Origin of the sequence: Candidatus Microbacterium colombiense (genome assembly GCA_029203165.1) — a bacterium.
Lineage (GTDB): Bacteria > Actinomycetota > Actinomycetes > Actinomycetales > Microbacteriaceae > Microbacterium > Microbacterium colombiense.
Genome location: CP119308.1, coordinates 2,954,859 through 2,969,217, shown reverse-complemented (window position 1 = coordinate 2,969,217; position 14,359 = coordinate 2,954,859). Strand labels below are relative to the sequence as shown.

Here is a 14,359-nt window from a genome sequence, read left to right as displayed (position 1 = left end):
CTTTACGCGTCGCGCGTGCGCAGCACGGCCCACGCGGCGAGCAGGGCGCCCAGCGCCCAGCATCCGAGCGTGAGGTAGCCGGTGGGTCCGTCGATGATCGCACCGTCGCTGGGCAGGATGATGCTCTGCGCGGCGGAGGCCGGCAGGTAGGCGGCCGCGTCGGTGACCCATTTCCAGCTCTCGCCCGCGAAGGAGAAGAAGTTGGTCATGATGGGCAGCACGAAGAGCAGGCCGACGGTCGCGGCGATCGCACCAGCGCCCGAGCGCAGGATGAAACCGAAGGCGACGCCGATGATGGCGAAGACGGCCATCGTGAACGACGCCACGATGATCGGCAGGAACGAGGCTGAGGCATCCGACCAGTCGATGCTCTGATCGCGCGCGGCGACCACCAGCGACACCGCGAATGCGGCACCGAAGAAGATCACGAGCGACGACACGAACATGAACACGGCGAGCACGAGGGCCTTGGCCGCGAGCACCGAGCCGCGAACCGGGTCGGCTGCGAGCGTCGAACGGATCATGCCGGTCGAGTACTCGCCGGTGACGGCGATCGCGCCGAGGATGCCCGCAAGAAGCATCGTGAACTGGATCGGGGAGACGACGGCCTGGATCGGCTCGAAGCCGGGCATGTCGACGGCCTGAGCGATCAGCACAGCGATGCCGACCGTGAGAAGGGCGGTGATACCGATCGACCACCAGGTGGAACGAACGGTGGCGAGCTTGATCCACTCGCTGCGCACGGCACGGAAGAACGTGAGGCGCTGGGCGGAGTCGACGCGGGCGCGCGTGACGGGCGGAGCCTGGGTGGTCATGAGATCTCCTTGGTGCGGTACTCGACCGAATCGCCCGTGAGAGCGAGATACGCGTCTTCGAGCGACCCCGTGGTCGGGGTGAGTTCATGCAGCGGGATGCCGCGGTCGGCGGCGAGATCGCCGATGCGTGCGGCGGGGAGACCCACGATGTCGAGCAGATCGGGGGCGGTGCTCACGATCTCGACCTCGGGACCGCCGACGGCCGCCGCGAGATCAGCCGCGCGGGGAGTGCGCACGCGCACCGTGTTGCGGGTCCATGCACGCACGAGCTCGTCGAGCGGAGCATCCGCCAGCACCTGGCCGCGACCCATCACGATCACGTGGTCGGCGGTCTGCGCCATCTCGCTCATCAGGTGGCTGGAGAGCAGCACGGTACGGCCCTCCGATGCGGCGTGGCGCACGAACTGGCGTACCCAGCGCACGCCCTCGGGGTCGAGGCCGTTGACCGGCTCGTCGAGGATCAGCGTGTGCGGATCGCCGAGCAGCGCCGACGCGATGCCGAGTCGCTGGCCCATGCCGAGCGAGAACTTGCCCGCGCGCTTGCGGGCGACCGAGGTGATGCCGGCGAGTTCGATGACCTCGTCGACGCGCGACGCGGGGATGCCGTGGGTCGCCGCCATGGCGCGCAGATGATTGCGGGCGGTGCGACCGGTATGCACGGCCTTGGCGTCGAGCAGCACGCCGACCTCGCTGAGCGGAGCGCGCAGCTTGCGGTACTCCTTGCCGGCGATGGTGGCGAGGCCCGATGTCGGCCGGTCGAGGCCGACGATCATGCGCATCGTGGTGGACTTCCCGGCGCCGTTCGGCCCGAGGAATCCGGTGACGGTTCCCGGCTGGATCGTGAACGACACGTCCTGGACGGCTGTCTTGTCTCCGAACCTCTTCGTGAGGCCCTCTGCTGTGATCATGGGAACCACGCTACGGACGGCGAAGCTGTCTCCGCGTCCTCCCCAGGTACCGTTCTGGCGCCGGAGGCATCATCCCGGCGACGGATCCCCGCCGGAGTGTCAGGCCGTCGGGGCGGCGGCATCCGTTGCCGGACCGCGACCGAAGAGGTCGGGGTCGACGGGCCGCTGAGCACGGGGGAGCTTCTCCACCACGAGCAGGTACGACTCGGTCACGAGCTCGGTCACCAGGCCCTCTTCGAGGGAGTCGCCCGGGAGCAGGGTGATCCAGTGCTTCTTGTTCATGTGATAGCCGGGGACGATGTCGGCGAACGTCTCGCGCAGGGCGACCGCATCGTCGGGGTGCGATTTGAGGGTGATGCGCCCGGTGCCGTCGAGAGGGACCAGCAGGAACACGCGACCGCGCACCTTGTACACATCCCACTCCGGCCCGAACGGGTTCTCCCGCTCTGCCCCGGGCAGCTCCTCGGCGCGCGACGTGGCCGCCGTGTTCAGTGCTCTCGCATCCATGATCAGAACAGCCGATCCGCGCCCTTGTCGTCGGCGCGCGGCGTCGTCGCCACCCGGCCGTCGAGACCGGCCGCCGCCAGCAGGGCCTCGTCGATCACGTCGCGTCCGCTCTCGGCGGTCAGCCACTCCTGGGCGAACGCGGTCGGGATGAGCACCGGCATGCGGTCGTGAACCTCGGCGAGATGCGCGGGCGCGGGGCGCATCACGATCGAATAGCACGTGAACCAGGTGCCGTCGGTCGTCCGGCCGCGCTGCGTCACCGCGGCCATGCCGAACAGCGCGCCCTCGTCGAGACGGAACTCCTGCCACACTCGCTGCGGCTTCTGCATCTCGTACCAGCTCGTCGCCGGAACGATCGCGCGGGACTTCAGACCGCCCGGCCGCTCCTGCAGCCGCTCCGAGCGCGTGTTGATCGAGGGGAACTTCGCCGGCTCCCCGCCGACGAGGAATCCCCACCACGCCGGCTCGAGCGAGGGCCCCGTCTCTGTCGACACGATCAGCGGGTTGAGGTTGCGGAGGTTCCTGCCGGTGGGGCGCACCGTCTCTCCCGCATTGTCCTGCGCCCACGTTCGAAGGCCCTCGAGCACGGCCTCGTCGGCCGCGGCGAGGAGCTCCGCATCGGTGAACCGGGGATCGAGACCGTAGCTCGCGCACATGCCGTCAGCGTAGCCCTCGGCACCGACATTCCCGGCGGCGCAGGAGGGCGCGCACGCTCGGGTAGGGTCGACGGGTGACCGAGACCCGCGCGCTCCCCGCCCCGGTCGCACTCGGGGGAGCGGTCGCGATCGGCGTGATGACGGCGATCCAGGCGCGCGTCAACGGAGTCCTCGGAGTGCGGCTCGACGACGGCATCGTCGCGGGACTCGTCTCGTTCAGTGTGGGTCTGCTCGCGCTCGTGATCGTGATCAGTGCCCTGCCGTCCGGCCGGCGCGGAGTCGGCAGGCTGTGGCGCGGGGTGCGCGGCAGGACGATCCCTGTCTGGATGCTGCTCGGCGGTGCGTGCGGAGCGCTGACCGTGTCGACCCAGGGACTGACTGCCGGGGTGCTCGGAGTCTCACTGTTCACGGTCGGCGTGGTCGCGGGCCAGACCCTGCACGGCCTCGTGCTCGACCGGATCGGCTTCGGCCCGGCCGGAGTGGTCGCCGTCACCCCCGGGCGGGTGCTGGGCGGGCTGCTCGCGCTCGCCGCGGTCGGCATCTCGCTCAGCGGCGACGTGCTCGCCACGGCTCCGCTGTGGATGCTGGCGCTCCCGTTCCTGGCGGGCGTGGGCATCGCGTGGCAGGCGGCCACCAACGGACGCCTCGCGCAACGCGTGGGCTCGCCGATCATCGCCACGTTCATGAGCTTCATCGCCGGCACCGTCGTGCTGCTGTTCGCAGCGGGGATCAGCATCGCGTTGCGCGGTGCCCCCGAGGCGCTCCCGGCCGAGCCGTGGCTCTACCTGGGCGGTTTCCTGGGGTTCGCGTACATCCTGCTGGGCGCGTTCATCGTGTCCCAGACCGGGGTGCTGCTGATGGGGCTCGGATCCGTGCTCGGGCAGCTCGCGACCTCGGTGCTCATCGATCTCATCTGGCCGGCGGCAGCGGGGCCGGCCACGTGGCAGATCGTCGGGATGGTCGTCGTCGCCGTGGCATCCGTCTCGGTCGCCCTGCCGCGACGTCGCCGCAGGGCGTGACCGCTACTTCTTCTTCTTCGCCCGCGGCATCCGGCTGACGAGCTTGCGCGCATCGACCGCCTTGCGTCGTCCTGCTCGCTTGCCGGCAGGCTTGCCGCCGACGTAGAGCCAGCCGAGCAGTTCCTCGTCCTTGCCCAGCCCGTGCGCCTTCGCCACGGCCTTCGCCCGCGTGTAGCTCCCCGTGCGCCAGAACACTCCCCAGCCTGCCTCGTCCAGAAGCAGGCTGATGGTGTGCGCGACGCCGGAAGCGACGGCCTCCTGCTCCCAGCGCGGCACCTTGCTCTTGCGGAAGCTTGCCACCACGGCGATGAGCAGCGGTGCGCGCAACGGCTTGGTCGAGGGGGACTTGTCGCCCTCGGCCTTCGCGATCGCCGCGCCGAGCACCTCGCGATCGGCCCCGCGCAGCTCGATCAGACGCCACGGGCGCAGGGACGAATGATCGGCGACCCTCCCGGCGGCGGCCACGAACGTGAGCAGCTCTTCGTGGGTGGGCGCGGTGTCGTCGACCTTCGACCACGACTGGCGGGCACGGACGGCGTCGAGCGCGCTCACGAGGCTTCGGGGGTGAAGTTCAGAGCGATCGAGTTCATGCAGTACCGGTCGCCGGTGGGCGTGCCGAAGCCGTCGGGGAAGACATGGCCGAGGTGCGAGCCGCAGTTCGAGCAGCGCACCTCCGTGCGCACCATGCCCAGGGTCGTGTCCTCGATGAGCTGCACGGCTTCGGGGCGGATCGACTCGTAGAAGCTCGGCCATCCGCATCCGGAGTCGAACTTGGTGCCGCTCTGGAAGAGTTCGGCACCGCACGCGCCGCACGTGTAGAGGCCGGCGCGGCCCTCGTCGAGCAGCTCGCCCGTCCAGGCGCGCTCGGTGGCGGCCTGACGCAGCACCGCGTACTGCTCATCGCCGAGCTCGTCGCGCCATTCTTCTTCGGTCTTGTCCACGCTGTAGGCCATGCGTCCTCCTGGGTCTCCTCCATTCTCCCTCCTCCGGCGAGACGCGGGTGCCTCGCGCGAGAATGGAGCCATGACCGATGCCGTGCAGCAGCGATACGCCCGCTTCGCCGCCGAGGAGGCGCCGGGGCGCAGCACGGTGTACGAGGAGTGGGCGCAGGGCGTCGCGGATGACGCGGACATGCAGGCGCTCCTCGCCCGCATCCCCGAGAATCGGCGGCAACCGCCGCTCGTCTTCGCGGTCACCCGGCTGCTGGGGGCGATGCCGGGCGATTTCGCCGGCTGGCGGGACTTCGTCCGATCGCATGCCGACGAGGTGGTCGCCGAGTGCACCGCCCGCTCGCTGCAGACCAACGAACCTCTCCGTCTCGCCGCTCTTCTTCCCGTGCTGTCGGAGATCGACGGGCCGATCGCTCTGCTCGAGCTCGGCGCCTCCGCCGGTCTGTGCCTGTATCCCGACCACTACTCGTACCGTTTCGTCGACGCGGACGGCGCGGTTCGTCTCGCCCTCGATCCGTCTGAGGGCACGTCGAGCGTCGTCCTGACGAGCACGGTCACGGGGGAGCTCCCTCCGCTGCGGATGCCGCACGTCGTCTGGCGCGCCGGGATCGACCTCGCGCCGCTCGACGTCGCCGACGCGTGGGATCGGCGCTGGCTGCGCGGCCTCGTCTGGCCGGGGGAGAGCGGCCGTGCCGAACGGATCGACGCCGCCGCGGACATCGCCGCCGCCGAGCCGCCGCACCTCGTCGCCGGTGACGCGCTGGAGAAGCTCGAGGCGCTCGCCGATGCGGCGCCGACGGACGCGACCCTGGTGATCACGACGCCCGGAGTGCTCGTGCACATCCCGAGGGCGTCGCGCACCGCGCTGGTCGACCGGATCGCACAGCTGCCGGCGCGGTGGATCACGATCGATCCGCCAGCGTTGCTCGATGTCTGGCGGCCCCCGATCGATGCGTCGACGTGGACCGGGTTCGTCGTCGCTCTCGATGGACGGGTGCGGGCAGCGGCCGACCCCCTCGGCAGCTGGTGGGAGTGGCGCGCCGATTCACAGCGCGATGAGTCCTAACCTGGAGCCATGTTGGGAGACCTCACGGAGCGCGATCGCGCGGTCCTCGCGATCGAAGCCGCCTGGCCGCGCCACGGCAGTGCGAAGGAAGAGGTCATCCGCGCTCAGCTGGGGATGAGCGCCGCCCGCTACTACCAGGTGCTGGGACGACTCCTGGAGTCCGACGCCGCGCTCGAATACGACCCCATGCTCGTGCGCCGGCTGCGTCGACTGCGCGATGTCCGCGCCGCGCGCCGCAGCGGTCGGATGCCGGGCTTCGTCGGCTGAGCGACGGCGAGTGCGCGGCCGTTCGCGGCGTCGATGCGGATTGACAGGTGCGTGCCGCTAGCATCGAGGGGTGTCAAAGCCCTCCCGCGATCGTTTCGATGACGTCCCCCGTGCCACCGGACGAGTCGGAGCGCACCGCGCCGAAGCCCCCGGAATGAACGGGTGGGTCGTGCTGCTGTGGTCGTTCGTGGCGGCACTCGTGCTCATCATCGCGGGCATCTTCGGATCGCTCGTGTTCATGGGACGCATCGAACTGTTCCCCGAGGCCGCGCCCTCGGCGGTTCCGACCCCGGAGGACACCGGCGTCGTCGACACCGCGTTCTCGGTGATGATCCTCAACGCGACCGGCGAGGACGGGCTCGAGCAGCAGATGCGCGACCTCCTGATCAACAAGGGCTGGGATGCGGGAACGGTCTACGCCAGCGGCAGCGACAGCGTGGACTTCAAGACCACCACGGTCTACTACGTCCAGGACGACGACGAACCGGCGGCGATCGGGCTCGCGAACCTGCTCGGCGGTGCAGCCGTGCAGCAGAGCGACACCTATGCGGCGCTGAACGAGACCGATCGCGAGCAGCTCACCGTCGTGATCGGCCTCGACCGATCCGCAGCCGCGACAGAGACACCTGCGGGCACACCCGCCCCCTGACGTTCGCCCTCAGCGCGCTCCCGGCGGCTTGCACTCGGAGGGGTCGAGTGCCAGAATGGCGTTAGCACTCTCAGACTCTGAGTGCTAAACCACACGTCTACGTCCAGGAGGGACGACAAAGCTCATGGCAAAGATCATCGCTTTCGATGAGGAGGCCCGTCGCGGCCTCGAGCGCGGCCTCAACATCCTCGCCGACGCCGTCAAGGTGACCCTCGGCCCGCGTGGCCGCAACGTCGTGCTCGAGAAGAAGTGGGGCGCCCCCACGATCACGAACGACGGCGTGTCCATCGCCAAGGAGATCGAGCTCGACGACCCGTACGAGAAGATCGGCGCGGAGCTCGTCAAGGAGGTCGCCAAGAAGACCGACGATGTCGCCGGTGACGGTACCACCACCGCGACCGTCCTCGCTCAGGCACTGGTCCGCGAAGGCCTGCGCAACGTCGCAGCCGGCGCCGACCCGATCTCGCTCAAGCGCGGAATCGAGAAGGCCGTGGCCGCGATCACCGAGGAGCTGCTCGCCAGCGCCAAGGAGATCGAGTCCAAGGAGCAGATCGCCGCAACGGCATCCATCTCCGCCGCTGACCCGGCGATCGGCGAGCTCATCGCCGAGGCGATCGACAAGGTCGGCAAGGAAGGCGTCGTCACCGTCGAGGAGTCGCAGACGTTCGGCACCGAGCTCGAGCTCACCGAGGGTATGCGCTTCGACAAGGGCTACCTGAACCCGTACTTCGTCACGGACCCCGACCGCCAGGAAGCGGTGTTCGAGGACCCGTACATCCTCATCGCGAACCAGAAGGTCTCCAACATCAAGGACCTCCTGCCCATCGTCGACAAGGTGATCCAGGATGGCAAGGAACTCGTCATCATCGCCGAGGACGTCGAGGGCGAGGCTCTCGCGACGCTCGTGCTGAACAAGCTCAAGGGCATCTTCAAGTCGGTCGCCGTCAAGGCTCCCGGCTTCGGCGACCGTCGCAAGGCGCAGCTGCAGGACATCGCGATCCTCACCGGTGGTCAGGTCATCACCGAAGAGGTCGGCCTGAAGCTCGAGAACGCCACGCTCGACCTGCTGGGTCGTGCACGCAAGGTCATCGTCACCAAGGACGAGACCACGATCATCGAGGGCGCCGGCGAGGCCGACCAGATCGAGGGTCGCGTCACGCAGATCCGTCGCGAGATCGAGAACACCGACAGCGACTACGACCGCGAGAAGCTCCAGGAGCGTCTTGCCAAGCTCGCCGGTGGCGTCGCCGTCATCAAGGCGGGTGCAGCGACCGAGGTCGAGCTCAAGGAGCGCAAGCACCGCATCGAAGACGCCGTTCGCAACGCGAAGGCGGCCGTCGAGGAGGGCATCGTCCCCGGTGGTGGCGTCGCGCTGATCCAGGCCGGCACCAAGGCTCTCGCCACGCTCGAGCTCAAGGGCGACGAGCAGACCGGTGTCAACATCGTGCGCGTCGCGATCGAGGCTCCGCTCAAGCAGATCGCGCTGAACGCCGGTCTGGAGCCGGGTGTCGTCGCGAACACGGTCGCCGGTCTCCCGACCGGACACGGCCTCAACGCCGCGACCGGCGAGTACGGTGACCTGTTCGCACAGGGCATCATCGACCCGGCCAAGGTGACGCGTTCGGCGCTGCAGAACGCCGCATCGATCGCTGCGCTGTTCCTCACCACCGAGGTCGTCGTGGCAGACAAGCCCGAGAAGGCTGCTGCTCCCATGGGTGACCCGTCGGGTGGCATGGACTTCTGAGTCCCGCTTCACGCAGACAGAAACGCCCCGGCTCTCCAGCCGGGGCGTTTCTGCATTCCGCGTCGCAGGTTCGGCGGGTGCCGTGTTCAGCGGAACAGGCTGGCCGAGTACTGGTCGGCGTCGGCGTACTGGGTCGCGGCGGAGCCGAGCGCGGTACCGATCGAGTCGAGCACCTGCTCGACGTGCAGCTGTGCGCCGCGCCACTGCTCGGCGCACCCCTGGAACGCGCTGGATGCGCCTCCGACCCACGACGACTGCAGCTGCGTGAGCTGCGCCATGAGCGAGGCGGATTCGGCCTGAAGTCGCTCCATGGTGGCGCGGGTCGCGCCGTGGGCGGCATGGACTGCTTCGGTGTCGACGGTGAAAACGGTCATGGGACTCCTTCTGTGAATGGAGTTCCGAGGCTAGGCGTGACGTCTCATCCGCCGCGGCGCTGAGAGCCCGACCCGCCGGGGAGTGTGCACAACTCGCGATCGCGTCGCGGCGTGCAGGATGACGCTCAGCTCAGCTCAGCTCAGAGGTCCAGCGGCTCGAGTGGCTGCGTGTCTTCGAGCAGGTGGGCGGGTGTGGCCTGCGAGGGGGCCAGCGGGAGTGTCACCGTGAAGGTCGCCCCGCCGCCCGGGGTCTCCGAGACGGCGACCGAGCCGTGCAGAGCCTTCATGATCGAGGCGACGATCGCCAGTCCGAGTCCCGATCCTCCGGTCTCCCGCGCGCGTGACGTGTCGGCACGCCAGAACCGTTCGAAGATCTGCTCGCGGATCTGCGGGGGGATTCCCTCACCGTGGTCCACGACGGAGATGCTGCCGGTGCCGCGCACACGATCCGAATCCACGACGATCTCGATCGGGCCGTCCTCCGGTGAGAACCGCCGTGCGTTCCCCAGCAGGTTCGTCACCACCTGACGCACCTTGTTCTCCTCGCCCAGGACGATCGGCGGAGTGCGGACGGGGATGTCGGCGGCCTCGGAGAAATCGATCGCCGGTGCGGGCTGGTCGGCGCCGGGACGCGGGCGGCGACGCAGCCGTGAGAGGGGAGTGCGTGCCAGACCGCGCGCGGCCGGCTGCTCGGGTTGCGGCTTCGGGATGCTGCGCGTTGGGGCCGTGACGCTCTCGGTCGTCAGATCGATCATCGTCACCGTGCGCCCGGGCGCGGCAGCCCGCACGTCGAGGGCGGCGTCGCGCGCGATCGGTCGGAGATCGAGGGCCACGATCTCGGGCTCGCGTTCCTCGTCCAAGCGCGCGAGGGCCAGCAGGTCCTCGACGAGCACGCCCATGCGGATGGCTTCCTTCTCGATGCGTTCCATGGCGCGGGCGGTGTCCTCCTCGCCCTTGATCGCGCCCATCCGGTAGAGCTCCGCATAGCCGCGCACACTCACCAGCGGCGTGCGCAGCTCGTGGCTGGCATCACCGATGAAGCGGCGCATGTGCTGCACCGTGCGGTCGCGTTGTGCGAGGGAGCCGTCGACGCGATCGAGCATCGTGTTGATCGCGTAGTTGAGCCGGCCCACCTCGGTCGTCGGCTCGAGGTCCGTGAGGCGTTGGCTGAAGTCCCCTGCCGCGATCGACATCGCCGTCGACTCGACCTGGCCGAGCCGGCGGAAGGTCAGCGTCACGAGGAATCGGGTCAGCAGCGCCGCGATGAAGATCGTGATGAACGCGATCGTGATGTAGATGCTGAAGTACTGGCTGATGATCCGGTCAGCACTGGCAAGCGGCAGAGCGACGACCTGCACCCTCAGTGCGCCGCCGTCGGAGGGGAGCAGCGCCGCCGAGGCGCGGAAGACCTTGCCCTGTTCGCTCGTGAGGTCGAAGACGGTGTCCTCGTTCGCCTGCGCCTTCTGCGGCGAAAACGTCTCGGCGAACTGGGGTGCTCCGGCGGCCGAGCCGCCCGCCGTGGCCTTGAGCGCGCCGTCCGCGTCGTAGATCGCGAAGTAGAAGTCCCTGGGCTGCTCGTCCTTGCGCGTGTACACGGTCTCGCCGTCCACATCCGTGGCGTCGAGGTAGCGGCTCACCAGGTCGCTCGAGACGAGCGCGGGGAGCTGCTGATCGATGTTCGCGATCAGCGCCGTCCGCAGGATCGGCACCGTGCCGAGTCCGGCGATGAGCAGCCCCAACGCGAGCACGCCGACGGTCACCCCGGTGACCTTCGCGCGAAGGCTGATGCGCCGCCACCAGGTGGTGACCGCGTCCGGCTGATGAGCCATCGGGTCCTCCCGGGTCGACGTCAGGCCATGCGGGCGGCGGTCAGACCGACTTGCCGACCTTCAGCATGTAGCCGAATCCACGCTTGGTCTGGATCAGCGAGTCCTCGGTGTGCGGATCGATCTTGCGGCGCAGGTACGAGATGTAGCTCTCCACGATGCCGGCATCCCCGTTGAAGTCGTACTCCCAGACGTGATCGAGGATCTGCGCCTTCGACAGCACCCGGTTCGGGTTGAGCATGAGGTAGCGCAGCAGCTTGAACTCGGTCGGGCTCAGCTCGATCGGCTCCTTGCCGACGTGCACGTCGTGCGTGTCCTGATCCATCGACAGCTCACCCGCACGGATGATCGACTCCTCGTCGGCCTGCATCGTGCGGCGCAGGATCGCCTGCGCACGTGCGACGATCTCGTCGAGGCTGAAGGGCTTGGTGACGTAATCGTCGCCCCCGGCGTTGAGGCCCTCGATCTTGTCGTCCGTGCCGTCCTTCGCCGTCAGGAAGAGGATCGGAGCGGTGAAGCCCGCCCCTCGGAGGCGCTTGGTGACGCTGAACCCGTTCATGTCGGGGAGCATCACGTCGAGGATGATGAGGTCGGGCTCCTCCTCCAGAACCGCGGAGATGGTGGCGGCGCCGTTGGCCACCGTCTTCACCTGGAACCCGGCGAAGCTGAGTCCTGTGGAGAGCAGGTCACGGATGTTCGGCTCGTCGTCGACGACCAGGATGCGCGCAGCAGTCATGACCCCATTATGGTGACTTCCTCGATGAGGATGCTGATCATCCTTCGGAACGGCGTGGTGTCGGCATGCCGCGGCGCGCCGATCCGTGCGGAGAGGATGCACAGGAGACTCCGCCAGGATCGAGGGATGAGCGCCTCCGAGGACGACACCGCCGCCCCCGTTTCCTCCCTCTCCCGCGACGCGGAGCACGCCGCCGGCGAGTACGCCTTCCACCGGCTTGCGCGGTTGCGTCCGCGATACCGCTGGTGGCGCATGCTGCTGACCGGACTGCTCGGCGTCGCGTTCTACACGGTGATCCTGTTGGCACTGATCCTGCCTCTCGGGATCGCCTCCGTGCTCATCCCGGAGTGGGGAGCGGAGATGCAGGTGCTCCTCACCACCACGCAGTACTTCGACCTCGACCGCCCCTGGCTCCTCGTGGCGTTGGTGCTCCCGCTCATCCTGATGATCCCCGCGCTGTTCGCCGCCTCGCGCATCGTCGAAGGGCGCGGCGTGGGCCTGCTGTCGTCGGTCGCGGGGCGGCTCCGGTTCGGCTGGCTCGGCAAGAGTCTGCTGCTCGCGCTGGCCGTCTTCGTGGTGTATTTCGCGGTGCTGCTGGGATGGTCCGCGGTCGCGGGCGAGCCCGTGGTGGCCGACTTCAGCTCTCCCGGTCTATGGGTGATGGTGGCTCTCGTGCTCCTGCTGGTGCCGTTCCAGGCGGCTGCGGAGGAGTACGTGTTCCGTGGCTATCTGATGCAGCTGGTGGGCGGCTGGCTGCGGCATCCGGCGTTCGCGATCCTGCTGCCGGTTCCGCTCTTCGTGCTCGGGCACGGCTACGACGTCTGGGGCGCGGCGAGTGTCGGTGTCTTCGCCATCGTCGCGGCCTGGCTGTCGTGGCGTACCGGTGGGTTGGAGGCGGCGATCTCGCTGCACATCGTGAACAACGTGCTGATCTTCCTGCTGGGGTCGGTCTCGGTCCTCGACGCGAACGCGACGTCGGGCACGCCGATCGATCTCGTGGCCTCTGCAGCCGCGATGGTCGTCTACGCGTTGCTCGCCGACCGCTGGGCTCGCAGGCTGGGCATCGCGCGCACGAGAACCGCCCCGCGTCCGGCGGCACCGGCAGCTGCTCTGGGCACCGGGGCCGGCACACATCTCCTGCCGGTGCTGCTGAGAGGCTGACCCCTCCGCTCGCTGTCCGCCGGAGCGGCTCAGGCGGCGAGGGCGTCGGCGTCGAGGATCGTGTAGCTGTAGCCCTGCTCGGCGAGGAATCGCTGGCGGTTCTGGGCGTAGTCCTGATCGATCGTGTCGCGGGCGATCAGCGTGTAGAAGCTCGCCGTGTGACCGGACTCCTTCGGGCGCAGGAGGCGGCCGAGGCGCTGCGCCTCCTCCTGGCGCGATCCGAACGAGCCGGACACCTGGATCGCCACCGATGCCTCGGGCAGGTCGATCGAGAAGTTCGCGACCTTCGACACGACCAACAGCGAGATCTCGCCCACACGGAACTGACGGTAGAGCTCCTCCCGCTCGTCGACCGGCGTGGCGCCGGTGATCTGCGGCGCGTTCAGCGCCTGCGAGAGGGAGTCGAGCTGGTCGAGGTACTGGCCGATCACGAGGATCCGCTCGCCCTGATGCTTCGCGATGAGCTCGCGCACGGTGTCGATCTTCGCCGGCGCCGAGGCGGCGATGCGGTAGCGCTCGTCGTCCGTCGCCGCTGCATACTCCAGGCGGTCGCTGGGCGGAAGGTCGATGCGCACTTCGTAGCAGGCGGCGGGGGAGATGAACCCCTGGGCCTCGATCTGCTTCCACGGCGCATCGAACCGCTTCGGACCGATCAGGCTGAACACGTCGCCCTCGCGGCCGTCCTCGCGCACGAGTGTCGCGGTGAGGCCGATGCGGCGCCTGGCCTGGAGGTCGGCGGTGAGCTTGAACACCGGAGCCGGTAGCAGATGCACCTCGTCGTACACGATCAGGCCCCAGTCCAACGCGTCCAGGAGTGCGAGATGCGCGTACTCGCCCTTCCTCTTGGCCGTGAGGATCTGATACGTCGCGATCGTGACCGGCTTGACCTCTTTCGCCTGACCCGAGTACTCGCCGATCTCCTCAGCCGTCAGGCTCGTGCGCCGGAGCAGCTCGTCGCGCCACTGCCGCGCCGAGACGGTGTTGGTCACGAGGATCAGCGTGGTGGTCTTCGTCGCCGCCATGGCGCCGGCGCCCACGATCGTCTTACCCGCTCCGCAGGGGAGCACCACGACGCCTGAGCCGTCCTTCGAGAAGGCGTCCACGGCATCCTGCTGATAGGGACGGATGTGCCACCCGTCCTCTTCCGACAGGGTGATCTCGTGCGGAGTGCCGGGGGTGTATCCGGCGAGGTCCTCGGCAGGCCAGCCGATCTTGAGCAACTCCTGCTTGATCTGCCCCCGGGCCCAGGCATCGACCACGTAGGTCGTGGGGGTGGGGTGACCGATCAGCAGCGGTTGGATGCGCTTGTTCGACGCGACCTGTGTGAGGACGGCCGGGTCGGACGACCGCAGAATGAGCGTTCCTTCGTCGTCGCGCTCGATCACCAGGCGTCCGTAGCGGTTCACCGTCTCGCGCAGATCCACGGAGACCGACGGGGGTACGGGGAACCGGGACCACCGGTCCAGCGTCTCGAGCATGTCGTCGGCGGTGTGACCTGCCGCGCGGGCGTTCCACAGACCGAGGCGGGTGATCCGGTAGGTGTGGATGTGCTCGGGGGCACGCTCGAGTTCGGCGAAGATCGCCAACTCGTGACGAGCGCTCTCGGCGTCGGCGTGGGCGACTTCGAGCAGCACGGTGCGATCGCTCTGGACGATCAGGGGTCCATCAGACATAGCTGACC

Annotated in this window: 16 protein-coding genes; 6 read left to right on the top strand and 10 right to left on the bottom strand. The window is 68.7% G+C overall.

From position 1 onward, the window contains the following. Positions 1 to 2: 2 nt before the first annotated feature. The 4 genes from P0Y60_14370 to P0Y60_14355 all read right to left on the bottom strand — a co-directional run bounded on the left by P0Y60_14370 (position 3) and on the right by P0Y60_14355 (position 2,886). A complete protein-coding gene (locus tag P0Y60_14370; protein ID WEK60482.1) occupies positions 3 to 815 on the bottom strand; it encodes an ABC transporter permease in 813 nt (270 codons plus the stop codon). After that, positions 812 to 1,723 (bottom strand): ATP-binding cassette domain-containing protein, encoded by a 912-nt coding sequence (locus P0Y60_14365; GenBank protein WEK60481.1) that lies wholly within the window; start codon positions 1,721 to 1,723, stop codon positions 812 to 814. The genes P0Y60_14370 and P0Y60_14365 overlap by 4 nt, the downstream gene beginning before the upstream one ends. Before the next feature lie 99 nt (positions 1,724 to 1,822). Beyond that, on the bottom strand, positions 1,823 to 2,230 hold the full coding sequence (locus tag P0Y60_14360) for an MmcQ/YjbR family DNA-binding protein (protein WEK60480.1): 408 nt from the start codon (positions 2,228 to 2,230) through the stop codon (positions 1,823 to 1,825). 2 nt (positions 2,231 to 2,232) lie between these two features. Then, positions 2,233 to 2,886 carry an SOS response-associated peptidase family protein gene (locus P0Y60_14355; GenBank protein WEK60479.1) on the bottom strand — a complete coding sequence of 218 codons (654 nt, stop codon included), beginning with the start codon at positions 2,884 to 2,886 and terminating at the stop codon, positions 2,233 to 2,235. Between the two features lie 74 nt (positions 2,887 to 2,960). Between P0Y60_14355 and P0Y60_14350 the strand changes: the two genes are divergently transcribed. Next, positions 2,961 to 3,905: a DMT family transporter gene (locus P0Y60_14350; protein ID WEK60478.1), complete on the top strand. Its 945-nt coding sequence runs from the start codon at positions 2,961 to 2,963 to the stop codon at positions 3,903 to 3,905. Between the two features lie 3 nt (positions 3,906 to 3,908). Here P0Y60_14350 and P0Y60_14345 read toward each other — a convergent pair whose 3' ends face one another. Together P0Y60_14345 and msrB are read right to left on the bottom strand one after the other, a co-directional pair. Continuing rightward, positions 3,909 to 4,457 (bottom strand): nitroreductase family protein, encoded by a 549-nt coding sequence (locus P0Y60_14345; GenBank protein ID WEK60477.1) that lies wholly within the window; start codon positions 4,455 to 4,457, stop codon positions 3,909 to 3,911. Continuing rightward, a complete protein-coding gene (gene msrB / locus P0Y60_14340) occupies positions 4,454 to 4,858 on the bottom strand; it encodes a peptide-methionine (R)-S-oxide reductase MsrB (GenBank protein WEK60476.1) in 405 nt (134 codons plus the stop codon). The genes P0Y60_14345 and msrB overlap by 4 nt, the downstream gene beginning before the upstream one ends. A 70-nt stretch (positions 4,859 to 4,928) precedes the next feature. Here msrB and P0Y60_14335 point away from each other — a divergent pair, with 70 nt between their 5' ends. From P0Y60_14335 to groL, 4 genes are all read left to right on the top strand, one after another. After that, positions 4,929 to 5,921: a DUF2332 domain-containing protein gene (locus tag P0Y60_14335; protein ID WEK60475.1), complete on the top strand. Its 993-nt coding sequence runs from the start codon at positions 4,929 to 4,931 to the stop codon at positions 5,919 to 5,921. 9 nt (positions 5,922 to 5,930) lie between these two features. Then, on the top strand, positions 5,931 to 6,188 hold the full coding sequence (locus tag P0Y60_14330) for a DUF3263 domain-containing protein (GenBank protein ID WEK60474.1): 258 nt from the start codon (positions 5,931 to 5,933) through the stop codon (positions 6,186 to 6,188). A gap of 70 nt (positions 6,189 to 6,258) precedes the next feature. Beyond that, the gene (locus P0Y60_14325; GenBank protein WEK60473.1) at positions 6,259 to 6,837 is read left to right on the top strand and encodes a LytR C-terminal domain-containing protein; all 579 of its coding nucleotides are present in this window, start codon (positions 6,259 to 6,261) and stop codon (positions 6,835 to 6,837) included. A 124-nt stretch (positions 6,838 to 6,961) separates the two neighbouring features. Next, positions 6,962 to 8,581, top strand: a complete 1,620-nt coding sequence (gene groL, locus P0Y60_14320) for a chaperonin GroEL (GenBank protein ID WEK60472.1) — start codon at positions 6,962 to 6,964, stop codon at positions 8,579 to 8,581. An 86-nt stretch (positions 8,582 to 8,667) separates the two neighbouring features. Here groL and P0Y60_14315 read toward each other — a convergent pair whose 3' ends face one another. The 3 genes from P0Y60_14315 to P0Y60_14305 form a co-directional block, all read right to left on the bottom strand. Continuing rightward, positions 8,668 to 8,955 (bottom strand): WXG100 family type VII secretion target, encoded by a 288-nt coding sequence (locus P0Y60_14315; protein ID WEK60471.1) that lies wholly within the window; start codon positions 8,953 to 8,955, stop codon positions 8,668 to 8,670. A 140-nt stretch (positions 8,956 to 9,095) separates the two neighbouring features. Further along, positions 9,096 to 10,784, bottom strand: coding sequence for a HAMP domain-containing sensor histidine kinase (locus P0Y60_14310; protein ID WEK60470.1), 1,689 nt, complete (start codon positions 10,782 to 10,784; stop codon positions 9,096 to 9,098). A 40-nt stretch (positions 10,785 to 10,824) separates the two neighbouring features. Next, entirely contained in the window at positions 10,825 to 11,517 is a 693-nt protein-coding gene (locus P0Y60_14305) for a response regulator transcription factor (protein ID WEK60469.1), read from the bottom strand. A 126-nt stretch (positions 11,518 to 11,643) separates the two neighbouring features. Here P0Y60_14305 and P0Y60_14300 point away from each other — a divergent pair, with 126 nt between their 5' ends. Next, positions 11,644 to 12,678 (top strand): type II CAAX endopeptidase family protein, encoded by a 1,035-nt coding sequence (locus P0Y60_14300; GenBank protein ID WEK60468.1) that lies wholly within the window; start codon positions 11,644 to 11,646, stop codon positions 12,676 to 12,678. 29 nt (positions 12,679 to 12,707) lie between these two features. Here the strand turns inward: P0Y60_14300 and P0Y60_14295 are convergent, their stop codons facing one another. Next, a complete protein-coding gene (locus P0Y60_14295; GenBank protein ID WEK60467.1) occupies positions 12,708 to 14,351 on the bottom strand; it encodes a DEAD/DEAH box helicase in 1,644 nt (547 codons plus the stop codon). Positions 14,352 to 14,359 lie beyond the last annotated feature (8 nt).

Excerpts from the sequence above, each read along its gene's own strand:
- P0Y60_14370 (WEK60482.1), bottom strand. The coding sequence starts at position 815 with ATGACCACCCAGGCTCCGCCCGTCACGCGCGCCCGCGTCGACTCCGCC.
- P0Y60_14365 (WEK60481.1), bottom strand. The coding sequence starts at position 1,723 with ATGATCACAGCAGAGGGCCTCACGAAGAGGTTCGGAGACAAGACAGCC.
- P0Y60_14360 (WEK60480.1), bottom strand. The coding sequence starts at position 2,230 with ATGGATGCGAGAGCACTGAACACGGCGGCCACGTCGCGCGCCGAGGAG.
- P0Y60_14355 (WEK60479.1), bottom strand. The coding sequence starts at position 2,886 with ATGTGCGCGAGCTACGGTCTCGATCCCCGGTTCACCGATGCGGAGCTC.
- msrB (WEK60476.1), bottom strand. The coding sequence starts at position 4,858 with ATGGCCTACAGCGTGGACAAGACCGAAGAAGAATGGCGCGACGAGCTC.
- P0Y60_14335 (WEK60475.1), top strand. The coding sequence starts at position 4,929 with ATGACCGATGCCGTGCAGCAGCGATACGCCCGCTTCGCCGCCGAGGAG.
- P0Y60_14330 (WEK60474.1), top strand. The coding sequence starts at position 5,931 with ATGTTGGGAGACCTCACGGAGCGCGATCGCGCGGTCCTCGCGATCGAA.
- groL (WEK60472.1), top strand. The coding sequence starts at position 6,962 with ATGGCAAAGATCATCGCTTTCGATGAGGAGGCCCGTCGCGGCCTCGAG.
- P0Y60_14315 (WEK60471.1), bottom strand. The coding sequence starts at position 8,955 with ATGACCGTTTTCACCGTCGACACCGAAGCAGTCCATGCCGCCCACGGC.
- P0Y60_14310 (WEK60470.1), bottom strand. The coding sequence starts at position 10,784 with ATGGCTCATCAGCCGGACGCGGTCACCACCTGGTGGCGGCGCATCAGC.
- P0Y60_14305 (WEK60469.1), bottom strand. The coding sequence starts at position 11,517 with ATGACTGCTGCGCGCATCCTGGTCGTCGACGACGAGCCGAACATCCGT.
- P0Y60_14300 (WEK60468.1), top strand. The coding sequence starts at position 11,644 with ATGAGCGCCTCCGAGGACGACACCGCCGCCCCCGTTTCCTCCCTCTCC.
- P0Y60_14295 (WEK60467.1), bottom strand. The coding sequence starts at position 14,351 with ATGTCTGATGGACCCCTGATCGTCCAGAGCGATCGCACCGTGCTGCTC.